Annotated in this window: 18 protein-coding genes; 15 read left to right on the top strand and 3 right to left on the bottom strand. The window is 43.3% G+C overall.

Features of this window, described 5'->3' with window-relative positions; genetic code table 11:
- Positions 1–6: 6 nt before the first annotated feature.
- A complete protein-coding gene (gene nagB, locus MKY11_RS16770) occupies positions 7–732 on the bottom strand; it encodes a glucosamine-6-phosphate deaminase (RefSeq protein WP_058336964.1) in 726 nt (241 codons plus the stop codon).
- Positions 732–1,922: an N-acetylglucosamine-6-phosphate deacetylase gene (gene nagA / locus MKY11_RS16765; protein ID WP_160757977.1), complete on the bottom strand. Its 1,191-nt coding sequence runs from the start codon at positions 1,920–1,922 to the stop codon at positions 732–734. The genes nagB and nagA overlap by 1 nt, the downstream gene beginning before the upstream one ends.
- 176 nt (positions 1,923–2,098) lie before the next feature.
- On the opposite strand from nagA, the gene hprK reads away from it, so the two are divergent.
- The 7 genes from hprK (at position 2,099) to MKY11_RS16730 (ending at position 7,222) form a co-directional block, all read left to right on the top strand.
- Positions 2,099–3,031, top strand: coding sequence for an HPr(Ser) kinase/phosphatase (gene hprK / locus MKY11_RS16760; protein WP_003212943.1), 933 nt, complete (start codon positions 2,099–2,101; stop codon positions 3,029–3,031).
- 11 nt (positions 3,032–3,042) lie between these two features.
- Positions 3,043–3,867: a prolipoprotein diacylglyceryl transferase gene (gene lgt, locus MKY11_RS16755; RefSeq protein WP_178929854.1), complete on the top strand. Its 825-nt coding sequence runs from the start codon at positions 3,043–3,045 to the stop codon at positions 3,865–3,867.
- A gap of 16 nt (positions 3,868–3,883) precedes the next feature.
- The gene (locus MKY11_RS16750; protein ID WP_113746945.1) at positions 3,884–4,828 is read left to right on the top strand and encodes a nucleoside recognition domain-containing protein; all 945 of its coding nucleotides are present in this window, start codon (positions 3,884–3,886) and stop codon (positions 4,826–4,828) included.
- The gene (gene ppaX, locus MKY11_RS16745) at positions 4,825–5,475 is read left to right on the top strand and encodes a pyrophosphatase PpaX (RefSeq protein WP_017357895.1); all 651 of its coding nucleotides are present in this window, start codon (positions 4,825–4,827) and stop codon (positions 5,473–5,475) included. The genes MKY11_RS16750 and ppaX overlap by 4 nt, the downstream gene beginning before the upstream one ends.
- A 1-nt stretch (position 5,476) precedes the next feature.
- Entirely contained in the window at positions 5,477–5,995 is a 519-nt protein-coding gene (locus MKY11_RS16740) for an acyltransferase (RefSeq protein WP_035701530.1), read from the top strand.
- Between the two features lie 69 nt (positions 5,996–6,064).
- Positions 6,065–6,493 carry an Rrf2 family transcriptional regulator gene (locus MKY11_RS16735; protein ID WP_024719891.1) on the top strand — a complete coding sequence of 143 codons (429 nt, stop codon included), beginning with the start codon at positions 6,065–6,067 and terminating at the stop codon, positions 6,491–6,493.
- 87 nt (positions 6,494–6,580) lie between these two features.
- Positions 6,581–7,222 (top strand): NAD(P)-dependent oxidoreductase, encoded by a 642-nt coding sequence (locus MKY11_RS16730; RefSeq protein ID WP_249855570.1) that lies wholly within the window; start codon positions 6,581–6,583, stop codon positions 7,220–7,222.
- A gap of 31 nt (positions 7,223–7,253) precedes the next feature.
- On the opposite strand, the gene MKY11_RS16725 is transcribed toward MKY11_RS16730, so the two are convergent.
- On the bottom strand, positions 7,254–8,045 hold the full coding sequence (locus tag MKY11_RS16725; RefSeq protein WP_178897353.1) for a C39 family peptidase: 792 nt from the start codon (positions 8,043–8,045) through the stop codon (positions 7,254–7,256).
- Between the two features lie 230 nt (positions 8,046–8,275).
- On the opposite strand from MKY11_RS16725, the gene MKY11_RS16720 reads away from it, so the two are divergent.
- Genes MKY11_RS16720 through hisIE form a run of 8 tightly spaced genes read left to right on the top strand, consistent with a single transcriptional unit; the run spans position 8,276 to position 14,711 of the window.
- Positions 8,276–9,451 carry an ATP phosphoribosyltransferase regulatory subunit gene (locus MKY11_RS16720; RefSeq protein ID WP_017368113.1) on the top strand — a complete coding sequence of 392 codons (1,176 nt, stop codon included), beginning with the start codon at positions 8,276–8,278 and terminating at the stop codon, positions 9,449–9,451.
- Entirely contained in the window at positions 9,444–10,091 is a 648-nt protein-coding gene (hisG, locus tag MKY11_RS16715) for an ATP phosphoribosyltransferase (RefSeq protein ID WP_007500071.1), read from the top strand. Before MKY11_RS16720 ends, hisG begins: the two co-directional genes overlap by 8 nt.
- The gene (gene hisD / locus MKY11_RS16710; RefSeq protein ID WP_342501624.1) at positions 10,088–11,377 is read left to right on the top strand and encodes a histidinol dehydrogenase; all 1,290 of its coding nucleotides are present in this window, start codon (positions 10,088–10,090) and stop codon (positions 11,375–11,377) included. Before hisG ends, hisD begins: the two co-directional genes overlap by 4 nt.
- Positions 11,374–11,958 carry an imidazoleglycerol-phosphate dehydratase HisB gene (hisB, locus tag MKY11_RS16705; protein WP_045033998.1) on the top strand — a complete coding sequence of 195 codons (585 nt, stop codon included), beginning with the start codon at positions 11,374–11,376 and terminating at the stop codon, positions 11,956–11,958. The genes hisD and hisB overlap by 4 nt, the downstream gene beginning before the upstream one ends.
- Complete coding sequence (gene hisH, locus MKY11_RS16700) at positions 11,958–12,596, top strand: imidazole glycerol phosphate synthase subunit HisH (RefSeq protein ID WP_041091643.1); 639 nt, start codon at positions 11,958–11,960, stop codon at positions 12,594–12,596. Before hisB ends, hisH begins: the two co-directional genes overlap by 1 nt.
- Positions 12,593–13,330 carry a 1-(5-phosphoribosyl)-5-[(5-phosphoribosylamino)methylideneamino]imidazole-4-carboxamide isomerase gene (gene hisA / locus MKY11_RS16695; RefSeq protein WP_268417790.1) on the top strand — a complete coding sequence of 246 codons (738 nt, stop codon included), beginning with the start codon at positions 12,593–12,595 and terminating at the stop codon, positions 13,328–13,330. The genes hisH and hisA overlap by 4 nt, the downstream gene beginning before the upstream one ends.
- A complete protein-coding gene (gene hisF, locus MKY11_RS16690) occupies positions 13,327–14,085 on the top strand; it encodes an imidazole glycerol phosphate synthase subunit HisF (RefSeq protein ID WP_035389615.1) in 759 nt (252 codons plus the stop codon). Before hisA ends, hisF begins: the two co-directional genes overlap by 4 nt.
- On the top strand, positions 14,082–14,711 hold the full coding sequence (gene hisIE, locus MKY11_RS16685) for a bifunctional phosphoribosyl-AMP cyclohydrolase/phosphoribosyl-ATP diphosphatase HisIE (protein WP_079919149.1): 630 nt from the start codon (positions 14,082–14,084) through the stop codon (positions 14,709–14,711). Before hisF ends, hisIE begins: the two co-directional genes overlap by 4 nt.
- The last annotated feature ends 13 nt before the right edge of the window (positions 14,712–14,724 follow it).

The following is a 14,724-nucleotide window of genomic DNA, read 5'->3' as shown; positions in this document are numbered from 1 at the left end:
TCGTGTTTAGCGTAGTGAACCAGCTTCTCGATCAATAAAAATCGTCACATCTTCATGAAGTTTCAGAGCAGATGCAGGGAAGTCTGGGTGAATCTCTGTTCGTTCTAAATATTGTATCACGTCCGCTTTTGATTTTCCTGATGCGAGAAGGAGAATTTTTTTACTTGAAAGAATGCTTGCAATTCCCATTGTAATGGCATGTGTAGGTACCTCATCTATAGAAGAAAAGTACCTTGCATTGGCTTGGCGAGTGTGTTCATCTAATTGGACGACATGCGTCTTTGAGTCAAAGGGAGTACCAGGTTCATTAAAACCGATATGTCCATTTTGTCCGATACCAAGTAGCTGAAGATCAATGCCCCCTAAATCTTCAATGAGCTGATCATACCTTAAGCACTCTTCTTCCAAGTGAGAAGCAGCACCATTGGGGAGGAAATATTGATCTGATGGGAGATCAATATGGTCAAATAAATGACGCTTCATGTAAGTCATATAACTATTTTCATGATTTTGATCAATTCCCACGTACTCATCCAGATTCACTGTTCTTGCTTGTTTGAAAGACAATTGTTCTGTTTGATGCAACTGAATTAACTCTTTATAAGTGTCAATTGGTGTACCGCCAGTTGCCAGACCGAGAACCGCATCTGTTTTTGATTTAATGGTACGTGCAATGAAAGCAGCAGCTGCTTTTCCTAATTGATCTTTATCTGCAAATTCGATGATGTTCATCAGTGTGTGGCCTCCTTTTTTTCATAAACGATTTGTCCATGGCAGATCGTCATCATGAGTTCGCCAGCTTCATCCCAAATGACCAAGTCTGCCAGTTTTCCAACTTCGATCGAACCGAGCTGATGATCGATCCCGAGCTGAGTGGCTGCATTTGTTGAGGTCATTTGAGCAATTTCTGTCCATCCACATTGTGTGATCTGTCTCATACGTTTGACCCCATCTTTCATTTGTAAAATCGATCCTGCAAGTGTTCCATCTGCCAGCAATGCTTTTTCACCGCTGACTGTCACAGTCTGCCCACCAAATTCGTAGGTTCCCTCTCCAAGTCCTTTTGCACGCATTGAGTCTGTAATCATGATCAAACGTTCACTACCCTTTGCCAAATACGCAAGCTTTACGGAAAGAGGATGAGAATGAATGCCATCTGTAATCAGCTCAGTCAAAAGCTTTTCGTTTGTAAGCGCAGCCCCTGCAACATTTGGCTCACGATGCTGAAATGAACTCATCGCATTATAAAGATGCGTGACATGACGCGCGCCGTGCTTTGCTGCTAGTTCAATCATGTCATGAGGAGCATTTGTATGTCCAATAGAAGGAATGATATTTTTTTCTTTTAGCAGGGAAAGAAATGCAAATTCAGTATCTTCCTCAGGAGCAAAAGTCACAATTCGAATCAGCTGATCTGATGCACTCAGCCATTTCTCAAAAAGAGGAAGGTTAGCCTGTGTAATCCATTGAGCAGGCTGCGCTCCAGCTTTATCTTTAGAAATAAAAGGACCTTCTAGATGAATGCCTAAACATTGTGCCTGACTTCCAGCCTGCTTTTTATTATAGGGTCTCCACTGTGCGACATTTTTAAGTGCTTGCTCAATCTCTTGATGATTTTGTGTAATGGTTGTTGCTAAAAAGCTTGTCGTTCCTTCTGCGGGTAAGTGATCAGCAAGTGTATTCATGGCTTCTGGTGTCGCATCCATCATATCTGCACCATATCCCCCATGGATGTGAATATCAATCATTCCGGGGAGTAAATAAAAGTTTTCCCGGGAAATATATACTTTTTCATAATTTCCTGTCGGCGGTGATGTTGAAATATAGTCGATCTTGCCATCGCGTAAACCGACAAAACCGTTTTCAATGATTTCTGTCTTTGTCACAATATGAATATTGGAGAGCAATAAAGAACTGCTCATGATTGTGCCCCCTTATTCTCGTCGTTAGATTCAGTTTACCTTTTTTAAGTATAGTTGTCTATACCAGTAAATGTGATGAAACAGGATCAGGATAAAATACTATTTTGGGTTCATCATTGAAAGTGATAAAATAGAGCTGTATTTCTGAAACGCCTGCGATAAAAGGAGGAAGAAGCGTGCCGAAAGTTCGTACGAAGGACATAATGGAACAATTTCATCTTGAACTGGTAAGTGGGGAGGAAGGGATTAATCGTCCCATTACAATCAGTGATCTTTCCAGACCAGGTATTGAAATGGCTGGATATTTTACATATTACCCAAAAGAAAGAGTTCAACTTTTAGGGAAGACAGAGCTTTCTTTTTTTGAACAGCTCCCAGAACGCGAACGAAAGCAGAGAATGATGTCTCTTTGTACAGATATTACCCCTGCCATCATTTTGTCACGAGATCGTGAAGTACCAAAGGAATTGATCGAAGCTTCAAACGAAAATGGAGTGCCGGTTTTACGCTCAAGCTTAAAAACGACAAGACTTTCGAGTCGATTAACGAACTTCTTAGAAAGCAAGCTTGCACCAACGACTGCGATTCATGGCGTACTCGTAGATGTATATGGTGTAGGTGTGCTGTTAATTGGAAAAAGTGGCGTAGGTAAAAGTGAAACGGCTTTAGAATTAGTGAAGAGAGGACACAGGCTGGTTGCAGACGATTGCGTGGAAATTAGGCAAGAGGATCAGGATACGTTAGTTGGAAGCGCACCAGAGCTGATTGAGCACCTTCTAGAAATCCGTGGATTAGGCATTATTAATGTGATGACCTTATTTGGAGCGGGCGCTGTCAGAAGCTATAAGAGAATTACGATTGTTATGAACCTTGAGCTTTGGGAACAAGGCAAACAGTATGACCGTTTAGGACTTGAAGAAGAAAAAATGCGGATCATCGATACAGATGTACCAAAACTGACCATCCCTGTACGTCCGGGACGAAATTTAGCGGTCATCATCGAGGTAGCTGCAATGAACTTCAGATTGAAACGAATGGGACATAATGCAGCGGAACAATTTACAAGTAAACTTGCCGATGTCATTGAAGACAATGGCCAGGATGAATAGGAGCTGTCTATATGAATGAAGCAATTCAACCAATTAATCCGATTGCTTTTCAGCTCGGACCTATTTCGGTTCATTGGTATGGTGTGATTATTGGGGTCGGAGCCCTGCTTGGACTCTGGCTCGCATTAAGGGAGTGTGAAAAAAGAGGCATCAATAAAGATATGTTTATTGATCTCATCTTATTTGCCATTCCTATCGCCATTATTTGTGCACGAATTTATTATGTATCCTTTGAATGGGATTATTATCAGCAGCACCCAAGTGAAATCATCAAGATTTGGAATGGCGGAATTGCCATACATGGTGGACTGATAGGAGCAGTGCTGACAGCGATTGTCTTTACTAAAGTGAGAAAGGTGTCCTTTTGGAAAATCGCCGATGTCGCAGCGCCTAGTATTTTACTAGGGCAAGCCATCGGGCGCTGGGGGAACTTTATTAATCAGGAAGCGCATGGTGAGGCTGTTTCAAGAGCCTTTTTAGAAAATTTGCACCTGCCTGAGTTTATTATTAATCAGATGTACATTGACGGGACCTACTATCACCCTACGTTCTTATATGAATCATTATGGAATATCGCAGGCGTTTTGATATTAATCTTATTACGTAGAACATCATTGCGTCGAGGCGAAATGTTCTTGTCTTATTTAATCTGGTATTCAATCGGTCGTTTCTTCATTGAAGGAATGAGAACAGACAGCTTAATGCTGACTGAGCATCTTCGAATTGCACAGATGATTTCAATTGCCATATTTGCAGTGGCTGTTTTGCTGATTGTGTTTAGAAGAATCAAGGGATATGCATCTATACCGTATAAAGAGAACAACTCATCAAATTAAGCAAGGGGGATAAGAGATGGGGGAGACATGGAAAAACGGCTTGAAAGCAGGGTTATCGACAACTTGGACACTTGGAAAAGTCATTTTTCCGGTTACCATTCTCGTTAGTATCTTGCAGCATACACCTGTGATGGATTGGATTATACAATTCATCCGTCCATTTATGGGTCTGTTTGGTCTTTCAGGGGAAGCGGCCATTCCGCTTGTTTTAGGAAATATGCTGAACTTGTATGCGGGTATTGCAGCCATCTTGACATTAGAGCTGCCTGTGAAGGAAGTGTTCATTTTAGCGGTCATGCTCTCCTTTTGTCACAACTTGATCATCGAATCAACAGTGGCGGCGAAGGTTGGGCTGCGGGTGTCTGTCATTTTGCTAGTCAGAATCAGTCTTGCCGTCGTGTCAGCAATTGTCATTCACCTCGTTTGGCAGGGAGGCGAGGAACCGGCGCAATATGGTTTGCTGACAGCTGCTCAGTCGGCTGATGTGCCTTCTAGCTGGTTTATGATCGTACTTCTTGCTTTACAGAAAGCTGTTCTTGGTGTGCTGCAGCTGGCTTGTATTGTCATTCCTCTCATGATCATCATTCAATTCATGAGAGACTTAGGGTGGCTCCATACGCTGTCTAAATGGCTGTCTCCTTTTACGAGAATGCTTGGAATGAAAGAAAATACGTCTATGACGATGGTGGCTGGTTTGACCATTGGTCTTGCCTACGGGGCAGGCGTCATGATGAAAGCAGTGGAAGAGGACGGTGTCAGCAAAAAGGATTTAACGCTTGCTTTCATTTTCCTTGTGGCGTGTCATGCGGTGGTTGAAGATACACTCATTTTCATTCCTTTAGGTATTCCAGTCTGGCCGCTTCTTCTTATTCGCCTTATTTCTGCTATTTTATTGACAGCTGCCATCAGCTATATTTGGCGGAGGCGGGAACATGCAGCTGTTAGAAAGGAAGCTATATGAACCAATCAACTATTAACACAGTGCTATTTGATTTAGATGGCACATTAATCAATACAAATGAATTAATTATTGCTTCATTTCAGCATACGCTTGATCATTATTACCCTGGTCAATACAGCCGTGAGGATATCCTTCATTTCATTGGTCCATCATTATTTGATACATTCTCTGCAATGGATCCGAATCTGACAGATGACATGATCCAGATGTATCGAACGTTTAATCATGAACAGCATGACCTGCTTGTGACGGAGTACGAGACGGTGTTAGACACGTTGAAAATCCTCCAGGATCGAGGGTTTAAGCTTGGTATTGTGACAACAAAAATACGTGATACGGTCTTAATGGGATTAAAGCTGACTGGATTGGAGCCATTTTTTGAGGTCATTGTCACACTTGATGATGTACAAAATGAAAAGCCGCATCCAGAACCAGTTCAACTGGCATTATCCAAGCTCGGCAGTGATCCGCATGAGGCGATCATGGTTGGTGATAATTATCACGACATTTTATCTGGTCAAGCGGCAGGGACGAAAACAGCAGGTGTTGCTTGGTCTATTAAGGGAGAAGAAGCCCTGTTAAAGCATCGCCCAGATTATATGCTGCAGAAAATGAGTGATCTCTTGGCGATTGTTGGAGCTGATTAAGTTGAGAAAAACAGATCGTTATCCTGTCAAAGGGGTCAATTCGCTTAGACAAGTCTATCGAACGGTCCCCTTTCTCAAGGTTGTGAAAAACTTTATCTTTATTCAACTGGCGCGTTATACGCCTTTTATGGGAATGAAAAATTGGATTTATCGCACCTTCCTTCGAATGAAAGTCGGGGAGGATACGGCGTTTGCTTTAATGGTGATGGTCGATCTCATGTTTCCTGAGAAAATCACTGTCGGCCGAAATAGTGTGATTGGTTATAACACAACCATTCTGTCCCATGAGTATTTGATTAAAGAGTATAGGCTTGGGGAAGTCTATATTGGTGATGAAGTGTTAATTGGAGCAAATTCAACGATTCTACCTGGAGTGACAATTGGTGATGGTGCGATTGTATCGGCGGGAACTCTTGTGAACAAAGATGTTCCGGCAGGCTCCTTTGTTGGAGGAAATCCAATGCGGATGATTTATACGAAAGAGGAAATGGAAGCACGTCAATCTTCGTCTGCTGAGTAGCTCGGCAGACTTTTTTGTTGACATTCTAACTTGGTGTAACTATAATGATTACAACAGAGGTGAGAAAACATGAAAATCAGCAGCAGATTTACTGTCGCTGTCCATATTCTGGCCTTGCTATCACTTGAAAAAGGTTCTTTACAGACATCGGAGGATATCGCAGGAAGTGTCAATACAAATCCAGTGGTGATTCGCCGTATCATGAGTAAGCTCAAAAAAGCAGGCCTAATCTCAACGAGTCTTGGCAAAGGCGGTTCTCAATTGAATCGCAGTGAAGATGACATGACACTGCTCGATGTGTATAAAGCGGTTGAAGTTGTGGATGAGGGAGAGTTGTTTCAAATTCATGAAAGCCCAAACCCTGACTGTCCGATCGGTGCAAATATTCAAGCTGTACTAGAATTAATTTTGTGCCGTGCTCAAAGTGCGATGGAACAAGTGCTTGCTGAGATCAAATTAAGTGAACTAACGCAGGTTTTAATCAAAAAAATTGGATGATCTATTCAATTTTTTTTACCTCTATTGTAACTATCGTGGTTACATCTTAAGTGATCAAAATAACAATATATTGTAGGAGGAATTTACATGAACATTGGAATCATTGGCGCAACAGGTAAAGCAGGACAACACATTTTAAAAGAAGCTCAATCGAGAGGGCACGAAGTAACGGCAATCGTTCGAGATGCACAAAAAGTGACCAATTCATCAGCAGCTGTTTTAGAAAAGGATGTTTTTCACTTAGAGGCAGGAGACGTCAAAGGTTTTGATGTGATCGTAAACGCATTTGGTGCGCCAGCAGGACAAGAGCACCTTCATGTAGAAGCAGGGAAAAAACTCATTCATCTCTTGAAAGAGACACCAGAAACGCGTTTAATCGTTGTGGGAGGTGCTGGAAGTTTATTTGTAGATGAGGCCAAAACAACTAGACTGATGGACACACCGGAGTTTCCAAAGGAATACTTTGCTACTGCTTCACACCAAGGAGAAAATTTAATAGATCTTCAAAAGACCGAAGGATTAAAATGGACATTTCTTAGTCCAGCTGCATTCTTTGATCCAGCAGGCAAACGTACAGGTGCTTATGTGAAAGGCAAAGACCATCTTATCGTCAATTCAAAGGGTGACAGCTATGTGAGTTATGCTGACTACGCCGTTGCGCTTGTCGATGAGATAGAACAAGCTGCTCATGTTGGAGAACGTTTTACTGTGGTTTCTGAAGCAGAATAAGAAAATAAAAACCCCGCTATTTAGCGGGGTTTTATGCTTTAATGATAATCGCCTGGCTGCCCATCTGTTTCCAAGAATCCTCAAACTGTTCACGATCTACTTTTTGATTCTTCTCTCCGTAAGGGTTATTTAAGTAGACATGATCTTTGTCATAGCCAGTGATGACGACGCTATGCATATTAAAGCTGATATCTATTTTCCCATTTGGTGTATTCCATGTTTCAATGTTATCTGTTTTGGCAAAGGTCGAAGTGGTAATGACCCAGACAGGATAACCTTTTTCAAGTGATTGATAGATGGCCTTTTTGACTGGCTTGCCGGTCAAGTCCACCGCTTGATTACCTGCATATTTTTTCGCAAGCTGATAAATGGGTTCGTGGTACACACCAAGACCTGGCCCATTCTCCATATCGCCTACAAACCCGTCATGAGGGTCTCCTTTTAAGCCATTCTCATAATTGAGCGGGACACGCTTAATCTCGTTTGCCAATGCGTTTTTCGTTATATGCTCATAGCCGCTGTAATGAAGAAGCATGGCTAAGCTCGTGACTTCGCATCCGTTATAAAGCTTTGGTGCATCCATTTGATTAAAGAGGATGACGTCCATGGCTTTTTTATTTCCTTTTAAACTAGAATGTGTTGTTTCTGTTTTTTTCGTAGAACGTGTTTCTTCTGCTGCTAGTGCGGTATCATTTTCTTTTTCTTTGGCTTCTTGCGGTGACGTTGTTTTCTTGACTTGGTCGAATTGTGAAATGTAAATAAAGCCGAAATAAACAAGACATGCGCACAACAAAGTTAAGATTAATGTCTGGATGAATTTCACTGTAATCTCCTGTGTTATTCAATATTTTTAAGTATTATAGCATGTTCCTAAAGCAAAGAGATCAAAAAGGATTAGGTGTCATTTGAATGTAATATATGAACAAATGATTAAGGAAAAAAAGGGGAAAATAAAAATGATTGATTTAATCACTTTATTTTGTTAGCATATTATCATATTAGCGAACTAAAGGATTCGGAATTTTTTGTTTTAATGTGTTGGAGGTGCGGAACATGTTCATGTTTGAAAAACCATATGGTATGCGAGATTCATTACCAGGATTGTATGAGACGAAGAAAAGAGTTAGGCATTCTTTAACAGAGGTCATGAATGGTTGGGGTTATCGTTTAATGGAAACGCCAACGCTTGAATTTTACGATACAGTCGGTGTTCAATCGGCGATTACAGATACGCAGCTGTTTAAGCTTCTTGATCAAAATGGTCAAACCCTTGTGCTTAGACCTGATATGACGGGACCAATTGCGAGAGTGGCGGCTTCAAAGCTTCACGAACAGGCGTATCCGCTTCGAGTCGGTTATGCAGCAAACGTGTTTCGGGCACAGGAAAGAGAAGGAGGAAGACCTTCTGAATTTGAGCAGGTTGGTATTGAATTGATCGGTGATGGTTCGATTAGTGCAGATGCTGAAGTCATAGCGCTTGTCGTGTTTGCATTAAAAAATGCTGGACTTCAATCCTTCAAAATTGCGATCGGGCATGTGGCTTTGGCTGAGACCTTGTTTTTAGATGTACTAGGGAATACAGAGCGGGCGAACGTATTGCGCCGATTTTTATATGAAAAGAATTATGTGGGATACAGGCAGCATGTTAAACAATTGCCGCTCTCATCCATCGATAAAACAAGGCTGCTCCAGCTTTTAGAGCTGCGCGGCGGTCAAGAAGTGACCCAGCAGGCTGAAGAAATTGTGGTGTCACAAGAGGGCAAAGAAGTGCTTGCGGAGTTAAAGGCGCTGTGGGAGACACTTGAAGATTACGGCTGTACAGAATATATCCGTTTGGATTTAAGCATGGTCAGTCATATGAGCTACTATACGGGGATTTTGTTTGAAGTATTTGCAGATCATGTTGGGTCTGTGATCGGAAGTGGAGGAAGGTATGATCAATTGCTTGCTCACTTTGATGCACCCGCACCCGCTACAGGCTTTGGACTTCGATTAGACCGTCTTCTTGAGGCGCTCGACGCAAAAGAAATAAATGAGCCCCAAGAGGCTGTGATTTTTAGTAAAGAACAGCGGCTTGAAGCATTTGATTTTGCAGAAAAAGAGCGGACAAAGGGCAAAAGGATTGTTCTCCAAGACTTAGCAGGTATTGAAAATATCGATGCCATGACCAAGGCATTTGAGCAAGTGACTTATTTTATCGGCGCTAGAAAGGAAGAGCAAAATGGGTAAAGTGTTGACAATGGCAATGCCAAAGGGGCGGATATTTGAAGAAGCAGCAGGGCTATTAAGACAGGCTGGATATCAGCTGCCGGAGGAATTCGAAGATTCAAGAAAATTAATCATTGATGTACCGGAAGAAAATCTCCGCTTTATTTTAGCGAAGCCAATGGATGTGACGACATATGTAGAGCACGGTGTAGCAGATGTGGGCATTGCAGGGAAAGACGTCATGCTTGAAGAAGCACGGGATGTGTACGAAGTGCTCGATTTAAACATTAGCAAATGTCATTTAGCTGTAGCGGGCTTGCCGGGAGCCAGCTGGGGCGGTGTCGCACCGCGTGTGGCCACAAAGTACCCAAATGTCGCTTCTTCTTATTTTAGAGAACAAGGTGAGCAGGTGGAGATCATTAAGCTAAATGGTTCCATTGAATTAGCACCGCTCATCGGACTTGCCGATCGAATTGTTGACATTGTCTCCACCGGTCAAACACTTAAGGAAAATGGACTTGTCGAAACGGAACATATTTGTGACATTACGTCACGTTTTATTGTCAATCCTGTGAGCTATCGAATGAAGGATGCGGTAATCGATGAAATGGCGCAGCGTCTGGCAAGAATCATCGAAGGAGAAGGGGAGGAAACATCATGAACATCACCTACATACAAGAAGGTGAGACAGACACTCTCTCACTCAAGCGTTCTCTAGATACAGGAACGGAAGAGCAGCGATTGGCTGTTCAGCGAATAATCGAAGAAGTGAGAAAAAATGGTGACGAAGCGGTACGGACTTTCACGAAGCAATTTGATGGTGTCTCTATTGAACAGCCACTTGTGACGGAGGATGAAAAGACAAAAGCCTACGAACGTTTGGACCCGGAGATGATCAAAATCATCCAAACGGCGATCCGGAATATTCGAACATACCACGAGCGTCAGCTAACCTCCTCTTGGTTTTATCACCAAAAGGACGGCTCAATTCTAGGTCAGAAAGTAACACCGCTCGATGCGGTCGGTGTATATGTCCCAGGCGGAACAGCCGCCTATCCATCATCTGTTTTAATGAATGTGATCCCGGCACTTGTAGCCGGCGTTGAGCGAATTGTTCTTGTGACACCGCCAGGAAAAGACGGTCGTCTGTCTGACGCTGTACTAGTAGCAGCGAAGGAGCTGGGCATTTCAGAAATGTACAAAATGGGTGGTGCTCAGGCGATAGCTGCTCTTGCATATGGAACGGACAGTATCCAGCCTGTTGATAAAATCACCGGTCCAGGAAACATTTATGTAGCACTTGCCAAACGGGAAGTATTTGGTCAAGTAGACATTGATATGATTGCGGGCCCAAGTGAAATTGCTGTTTTAGCAGATGAAACGGCAACCGCACATGAGGTGGCAGCTGATTTGCTTTCACAGGCAGAGCATGATGCATTGGCATCTAGTATTTTGGTGACACCATCTAAAGGATTGGCTGAAGCTGTGCAAGCAGAGGTGCAAGCGCAGCTGGACACTTTGCCAAGGAAATCAATAGCAGCACAATCTATTCAAGACTATGGCCATATTTACGTGACAGAATCCTTGGATCGTGCAGTTGATATCGTGAACCAGTTAGCCCCAGAGCATTTAGAAGTGCTGACGGCGTATCCAGCATCACTACTTGGTCAAATCAAGCATGCTGGAGCAATTTTCTTAGGGCGTTACAGCCCAGAGCCGGTAGGGGATTACTTCGCAGGACCGAACCATGTGCTGCCAACAAACGGGACAGCAAGATTCTCCAGTCCGCTTGGCGTCACGGATTTCCAAAAGAAAACGAGCATCATTTCATATAGCAAAGAAGCCTTTGAAACACATAGGGAAAGCATTGCGGCTTTTGCAAGATTAGAAGGGCTTGAAGCACATGCAAGATCGATTGAAGCGAGAAAGCGGGAGGAATCAGAATGAGACAGGCGGAAACAGCGAGACAGACAAATGAAACGAACATTTCGTTAGCGCTAGAGATTGATGGTGAAGGAAAAGCAGATATTCAAACAGATGTCCCTTTTATGACGCATATGCTCGACTTATTCACAAAGCATGGGCACTTTAACTTATCTGTAAATGCAAAAGGAGACACAGATGTCGATGATCACCACACAACAGAAGATATTGGCATCGTGCTTGGACAGATGTTTAAAGAAGCGCTCGGGGATAAAAAAGGAATTAAGCGCTACGGCTCTAGTTTTGTTCCAATGGATGAAACACTTGCCCAAGTCGTCGTTGATTTAAGCAATCGTCCTCATTTGGAAATGAGAGCTGATTTCCCGAGTCAGAAGGTCGGCACCTTTGATACGGAGCTGGTTCATGAGTTTCTTTGGAAATTTGCCCTTGAAGCACGAATCAATCTTCATGTGATCGTTCACTATGGAACCAATACCCACCATATGATTGAAGCCATTTTTAAAGCGATGGCACGCGCCTTAGATGAAGCAACAACCATTGATCCGCGTGTGAAAGGGATTCCGTCGACAAAGGGGATGCTCTAATGATTGGCGTCATTGACTATGGAATGGGAAATTTGTTTAGCGTATCAAAAGCACTGGAACGAGCAGGAGCGTCTTATATCGTGTCTTCTGAAGTAGAGGAGCTGAAAAAGGCAGATGCGTACATTTTGCCAGGCGTCGGTTCGTTTCGTGATGCGATGCAGCTGTTAAGACAGACAGGACTTGAGGCGTTTATCCACCAAGTCGTGCAGGAAGGAAAGCTGTTATTTGGCATTTGCCTTGGCATGCAGTTGTTGTTTGAAGAAAGTGAAGAAGCAGGTAAAACAAAAGGGTTAGGCCTTTTAAAAGGACGTGTCGTTCTTTTGAAGGATCGTGATCAGGATGGACAAAGGCTGAAGGTGCCTCATATGGGCTGGAATGAGCTCACATTTCATCAGCCGTCACCATTATTTGACGGTGTGCCGGAAGGGTTTGCATACTTTGTTCACTCTTATTATGTGAGCGGCATGAATCCAGAAGATCTATTGGCAAGTGCGCCCTATGGCGTTCAAGTACCTGCCATTGTTGGAAAGGGGAATGTGTTTGGAACGCAGTTTCACCCTGAAAAAAGCAGTACAACAGGAATGGCACTGCTGAAACAGTTTATTCAATTAGCAAACGAACAGAGGGTGAGCAAATGAGTGATTTTACATTATATCCAGCAATTGATATGAGAAATGGCAAATGTGTACGACTTGTGCAAGGAGACTATGACCAAGAAACCATTTATGGAGATTCACCGTTAGACATGGCGAGACGGTTTGCAAATGAAGGAGCGAAATGGATACATCTTGTTGATTTAGATGGCGCAAAAGCAGGAAAACGCGTGAATCACGAGCATGTGCTGGCGATTGCTTCCTCATTAGATGTGAATGTCCAAATTGGCGGCGGCATTCGTACAGAAGAAGATGTTGCATTTTATTTAAACAATGGCGTATCGAGAGTCATTCTTGGCAGTTCAGCGGTGTCAAACCCGGTTTTTGTGAAAAAAATGCTGGCGCAATATGGAGAGAAAATCGCCATTGGCATTGATGCACGAAACGGTTTTGTATCGACTGAAGGGTGGCTTGAAACATCGGAAGTGAAGGCGGAGGAACTCGGTAAGGAACTGGCAAAGGAAGGCGCAGAGGTCTTTATTTTCACTGATATTCAAATGGATGGCATGCTGTCTGGTCCAAATGTGGAAAGTACGGTTCGATTAGCAGAAGCAACTGGCAAACAAGTCATTGCCTCAGGTGGTGTCAGTGCAGTGAGTGATCTGCAAAAGCTGTCAGCACAAAAGCAGACAGGTGTGTCTGGTGCAATCATTGGCAAGGCGCTGTACACAAAGCAATTTACTTTAGCAGAAGCGTTTGAAGGGCTTGACAGCATATGATGACAAAACGAATCATTCCATGTCTTGATGTAAAGGAAGGGCGTGTGGTCAAAGGGATCCAATTTCTAGGGTTGAAGGATGCTGGTGATCCGGTCGAATTAGCGCAGATCTATGACGAGGAAGGTGCGGATGAACTCGTCTTTCTTGATATATCTGCCTCTCATGAAGGCCGAAAAACAATGGTGGATGTGGTGAAACAAGTGGCATCCACTCTCGCTATCCCGTTCACGGTGGGCGGTGGGATTAACCACCTTGATGATATGAAGCGTATATTAAGAGCGGGGGCAGACAAGGTGTCTGTGAACACAGCGGCTGTTTTAAGACCGGAGCTAATAACAGAAGGAGCCGACTTTTTTGGTTCACAGTGCATAGTTGTTGCGATTGACGCGAAATACGATGAAGAGAAACAAGCATACATGGTCTATACGCACGGAGGACGCCGTCAAACGGATTTAGAAGTGAGTGACTGGGCGAAAGAAGCCGTGCGAAGAGGAGCAGGCGAGATCTTGCTGACTAGCATGGATGCCGATGGTGAGAAAACGGGCTTTGAGCATCGTTTGACGAGGCTTGTATCAGAAGCAGTCACAGTGCCAGTTATTGCTTCAGGAGGTGCTGGCAATGCGCAGCATATGCTGGAGGCTTTTACAAAAGGTGAAGCTGATGCCGCACTCGCAGCCTCTATTTTCCATTATAAAGAAACTTCCATTCAAGAAGTGAAGACATATTTGAGAGAACACGGGGTGAAGGTAAGATGAAACAGGCAAACGAATTAACCTTTAATGATGCAGGTCTCATTCCTGCCATTGTACAGGATGCTCAAAGCAAGGAAGTTCTTACTTTGGCGTATATGAATCAAGAATCCTATGAAAAAACATTAGAGACAGGGGAAACATGGTTTTTTAGCAGATCGAGAAATGAGCTTTGGCACAAAGGAGCTACATCTGGACACACCCAGCGTGTTACATCTATTCGCTATGACTGTGATCAAGATGCCCTGCTTGTTCTAGTGACACCAAGCGGCCCAGCCTGCCATACAGGCAGCTATAGCTGTTTTTCAGAAGATGGAGTGAAACAGCCAAGGGGAGAACAAGACCGCTTTGCCATTTTAAATGAACTGGAACAGGTCATTGCGAAACGGCAGATGGAAATGCCAGAAGGAGCTTATACGACCTATCTTTTTGAAAAAGGAGTCGACAAAATCCTGAAAAAGGTAGGGGAAGAAGCTTCTGAAGTGATCATTGCGGCGAAGAACCGTGATCAAGAAGAATTGAAATGGGAAACAGCAGATCTCCTGTATCACCTTCTTGTGTTATTACGTGAACAGCAGCTGCCTCTTGATGATGTATTAAAGGTATTGAAAAAGCGCCATCAAGGGGAATGAAAAGCTGGGGGTA

Source organism: Bacillus sp. FSL W7-1085 (assembly GCF_038595035.1).
In the GTDB taxonomy this organism is placed as follows: Bacteria; Bacillota; Bacilli; order Bacillales; family Bacillaceae; genus Bacillus; species Bacillus altitudinis.
Note: the sequence above shows the minus strand (reverse complement) of the source record. Positions and strands in the feature narration are given on the sequence as shown.